6 protein-coding genes and 1 tRNA gene are annotated in these 4156 nt (G+C 65.7%); 3 read left to right on the top strand and 4 right to left on the bottom strand.

Annotated elements, in window-relative coordinates; all coding sequences use genetic code 11:
- The coding region (locus tag JHC57_RS21460) for a DUF1109 domain-containing protein (RefSeq protein WP_294032614.1) at positions 1-552 on the top strand (552 nt) is incomplete at its 5' end.
- A gap of 121 nt (positions 553-673) precedes the next feature.
- Here the strand turns inward: JHC57_RS21460 and JHC57_RS21465 are convergent.
- A tRNA-Lys gene (locus tag JHC57_RS21465) sits at positions 674-749 on the bottom strand.
- 43 nt (positions 750-792) lie between these two features.
- Entirely contained in the window at positions 793-1314 is a 522-nt protein-coding gene (folK, locus tag JHC57_RS21470) for a 2-amino-4-hydroxy-6-hydroxymethyldihydropteridine diphosphokinase (RefSeq protein WP_294032615.1), read from the bottom strand.
- Between the two features lie 23 nt (positions 1315-1337).
- Between folK and JHC57_RS21475 the strand changes: the two genes are divergently transcribed.
- Positions 1338-2027 (top strand): uracil-DNA glycosylase, encoded by a 690-nt coding sequence (locus JHC57_RS21475; RefSeq protein WP_294032616.1) that lies wholly within the window; start codon positions 1338-1340, stop codon positions 2025-2027.
- On the opposite strand, the gene JHC57_RS21480 is transcribed toward JHC57_RS21475, so the two are convergent.
- Positions 1988-2464 carry an RNA pyrophosphohydrolase gene (locus tag JHC57_RS21480; protein ID WP_294032617.1) on the bottom strand — a complete coding sequence of 159 codons (477 nt, stop codon included), beginning with the start codon at positions 2462-2464 and terminating at the stop codon, positions 1988-1990. The two genes, JHC57_RS21475 and JHC57_RS21480, sit on opposite strands and share 40 nt — an antisense overlap.
- A complete protein-coding gene (locus JHC57_RS21485; protein ID WP_294032618.1) occupies positions 2461-3408 on the bottom strand; it encodes an alpha/beta hydrolase in 948 nt (315 codons plus the stop codon). The genes JHC57_RS21480 and JHC57_RS21485 overlap by 4 nt, the downstream gene beginning before the upstream one ends.
- A gap of 185 nt (positions 3409-3593) precedes the next feature.
- On the opposite strand from JHC57_RS21485, the gene JHC57_RS21490 reads away from it, so the two are divergent.
- Positions 3594-4156 (top strand): 2-oxoacid:acceptor oxidoreductase family protein (locus JHC57_RS21490; RefSeq protein ID WP_294032619.1); only part of this gene is annotated, 563 nt, incomplete at its 3' end.

The raw sequence follows: 4156 nt of genomic DNA on the forward strand, positions 1-4156 counted from the left end.
GCGGGGGGGTGGGTCGGCGGTGCCGCTGCGCTCATCTGGCTGTTCGGCATGCGCAAGGATCTGGCGGTGCACGGGATGCCGCCGCTCTCGATGCTCGCCTTCTGGCTCACCGCCGCGACAGGCCTCGCGGCGACATGGAGCGCGCTCCGCATGGGTCTGCCCGGCGTCGGGCGCGATTATGGCGGTTGGCGCTGGGCGGTCGGGGCGTCGCTGTCGCTGCCGCTCGCGGCGCTGTTCGCCTGCATCGCCGATGGTCATGCCGCGATGGAGGCGGCGCGGCACGGTTTCGGTCTTCGCTGCCTCGTGCAGGGGTTCGTATCCGGGCTGGGCGTCGGTGCCGCGCTGTTCTTCTGGCTTCGAGCGAGCGCACCGACTTCGCCGACGCGCGCGGGCTGGGTCATCGGCATCGCGGCGGGCGCGGCGGGTGCGACGATCGTGGCGCTCCACTGCTCCAGCGACGAGGTTGTCCATATCGCGCTCTGGCACGGAAGCGCGGTGCTGTTCTCGGCTGTCGCCGGCCGTTTGATCCTCCCCCGTTTCCTGCGCTGGTAGCCGGTCGCGCCGGAACCCGTCATCCGCCGGGGGGGCGGCTTGCGCGCGAAAGGCGAAATGCTGTGGCACGCGCAATGAATAGAGGATTTTACGCAGCTTGATCGCCCACCCGGAAAGAAGGTGGTGAGCCCTGCTGGGTTCGAACCAGCGACCTACTGATTAAAAGTCAGTTGCTCTACCGACTGAGCTAAGGGCCCAACGCGGCCTGCCGAAGCGGGCTTTGCGAAGTGAGCCGTCGCCCTAGTGCGCCGATGCCTTCCGGTCAACCGGCTTCGGACGCGTCAGACGCGCGGCGAGCTGGCGAATGCTGCGGCCGGTCAACGGATGCTGCCATGCGGGCACGATCGCGCGGAGCGGGCCGAGGACGAAGGCGCGTTCGGCGATCGCGGGGTGCGGTATGGTGAGCGCGCTGTCGGACCAAGCGCCGCCGGACCAGAGCAATATGTCGAGATCGAGCGTGCGCGCGCTCCAGCGCTGACCGGTGCGGCGACCGAAGCTCGCCTCGATTTCCTGCAATCGCTCGAGCATTTCGGGCGGGCTGAGTTCGGAGGCGACGAGTGCGACCGCATTGGCATAGCGGCGCCGCGACGGGCCGATCGGGTCGCTCGCGATGATCGGGCTCGCATCGACGGCTTCGATGTCGTCGCTCTCCAGCGCCGCAAGCGCCGCGAGCAACACCGCACGCGGGTCGCCGTGGCGCGCATGGCGCCGGTTCGATCCGAGACCGATGGCATAAAGGGGAAGCGGCCTTGCGTTGCTCATGGCCGCGCGCCTATCGCAGAAATGTGGAAATTGACAGCCCATTGCCCGGAACCGAGCCGCCGCGCGATTGCCCGCGTTGCCCGCGGCTGGTCGGGCTGCGACGGGAATGTCAGGCCGAACATCCCGACTGGTGGAACGCGCCGGTCCACGCCTTCGGCGATCCCGATGCCTGGCTGGCGTTCGCGGGCCTCGCACCGGGCAAGCACGGCGCGAACAGGACGGGGAGGCCGTTTACCGGCGACTATGCCGGCGACCTCTTGTTCGCGACGCTTGCCGAATTCGGTCTGAGCAAGGGGCGATACGACGCCCGCATCGACGACGGGCTTGCGTTGACGGGTGCGATCATCGTCAACAGCGTCAAATGCCTGCCGCCGCAGAACAAGCCGATCCCGTCGGAAATCGCGAACTGCCGGCCCTTTTTCGAAAGGCAGCTTGCGACCCTGCCGAACGTGCGCGTGATCATCGCCCTGGGACGGATCGCGCATGATGCGGCCTTGCGTGCGGCGGGTGAGCGCCTCGCGGCGCATCCCTTCGCGCATGGCGCTGTCCACGCGCTATCCGACGGTCGGTATCTGGTCGATAGCTATCACTGCTCGCGCTACAACACGAATACCGGGCGCTTGACGCCGGAGATGTTCGCCGACGTGTTCCGCGCGGCGATTGCGCTCCGGGATCAGACGAGCGGGCCGAATTCCTCGACCAGCCCGCGATAAAGCGCGCGCTTGAACGGGACGATCAGCTTCTCTATCTCGTTCAGTTCGGCCCACTTCCAAGCGCGGAATTCCTGATGCGCGGTGTGAATGTCGACGTCGCTGTCTTCGCCCATGAAGCGCATCAGGAACCAATGCTGGCGTTGGCCGCGATATTTGCCGCCCCATATCTTGCCGATGAGGTGGTCGGGCAGGTCGTAGAAATATTCGTCGCGGCTGCGCGCGATGATCTCCACCAGTCCGCCGTGTACCCCCGTTTCCTCGCCGAGCTCGCGGATCGCCGCCTGTTCGGCGTCTTCGCCCTCGTCGATACCGCCCTGCGGCATCTGCCACGCTTCGGTCGTGGTATCGAGGCGCTGCCCGACGAAGACGCGGCCGTCGCGGTTGGCGAGCATGACGCCCGCGCAGGGACGATAGGGGAGTTTGCTGTGATCGATCATGCCGCCCCGTTAGCTTCGGCGACGATCGCCTTCAATACGGTCAATGCCCCGCGAATATCTTCGCGAGCGCTCGGGATGCTCTGCGACAGGTTGATATAGCCGTGGATCGTGCCTTTGGCTTCGCGATAGGTCGTCGGCACACCCGCTTCGATAAGCTTTGCGGCATAGGCGCGGCCCTGATCGCGCAGAGGATCGAGACCGGCGGTGATCAGCAGCGTCGGCGGCAGCCCCTCGGCCGGGAAATCAAGCGGCGAAGCGCGATAGTCGGCGGGATCCGCGGCATAGTGATTGCCGAACCAGGTCATGCTGCCCTTGGTGAGCAGATGACCCTCGCCGAAATCGCGATAGCTCTGCCAATCGTCGTGCGTCGTGACCGCGGGATATATGGGGTGGATCGCGATGACGGGCTTCGATGCCGGCTTGTCGCGCAGCGTGAGCGCGGTCGCGATCGTCAGATTGCCGCCGGCGCTCTCGCCCGAGAGTACGAGCCCGGTACACGGGATATTGTCGGCGACCCAGCGCGTTGCCGCTTCGCAATCGATCGGCGCGGCGGGGAAGGGGTGTTCGGGCGCGAGACGATAGTCGACCGCGATCACGGGCATGTCGAGCAGGCGCGCCGCCTCGGCACAATAGGGATCGTGGGTATCGAGATCGCCGATCACCCAGCCGCCGCCATGATAGAAGACCATGACCGGCCCGGCTTCGCGATCCGGACGATTATCGTAGATGCGAATGGCGAAATCGCCCGCGGGTCCGGGAATTCTGCGGTCCTCGACATGCGCGATCTCGCCCCGCGGAACGTCGGCGAGCTGGCCCATCACCCGGAACATCTCGCGCCCGCCCTCGGGCGGCATATCCTCCATCTTCGGCCCCTCCTGCGCATTCAGGAAAGCAAGGAAGGCGGCCACGTCGGGGCGCGTGAAGGGGGTGGTGCCGTCGGTCATTCGCGTCTCTCCCTGGTCGCTGTTTTCGCCATGCTATTCGGTATCCGCGGGGCAAATTCAATCCCGAAATGAAACTCACCTGTGCTTCACCCTTTGCGGCGTACAATTTTTTCTCAATTGCGGCTTGGCGCCGAGGGGCCTACGCCCTTGTCACAGGTTCGCAAAAAATCGAGGCAGAGGAAAAAATGGCGACAGCGGTAGAGGACCGGGCCGACGATCGGCAGTCCCCCCTTTCGGATGCGGTGGTAGTCAGATTTGCGGGCGACAGTGGCGACGGGATGCAGCTGACCGGCGGTCAGTTCACCCTCTCGTCGGCGCTCGCGGGCAACGACTTTGCGACGTTCCCCGACTTTCCTGCCGAGATTCGGGCGCCGCAGGGCACCCTGTTCGGCGTCTCGGCCTTCCAGATCAATTTCGGTTCGTCGGCGATCGACACCGCCGGCGATGCGCCCGACGTGCTCGTCGCGATGAACCCGGCGGCGCTCAAGACCAACGTGCCGCAGCTGAAGCAGGGTGGGCTGATCATCGCCGACGAGGGCGAGTTCAACGAGCGCAACCTCGCCAAGGCGAAATATGAGGCAAACCCGCTCGATGACGGCAGCCTTGCGAAATGGCAGCTTCTGAAACTCAACATCAGCCAGCTCACCATGGACGCGGTGAAGCCCTTCGGCCTCGGCAACAAGGAGGCGCTGCGCTGCAAGAATATGTGGACGCTGGGGCTCGCGCTCTGGATGTTCGACCGCGACCG

The sequence above is a fragment of the Sphingopyxis sp. genome, assembly GCF_016463645.1.
GTDB lineage: Bacteria > Pseudomonadota > Alphaproteobacteria > Sphingomonadales > Sphingomonadaceae > Sphingopyxis.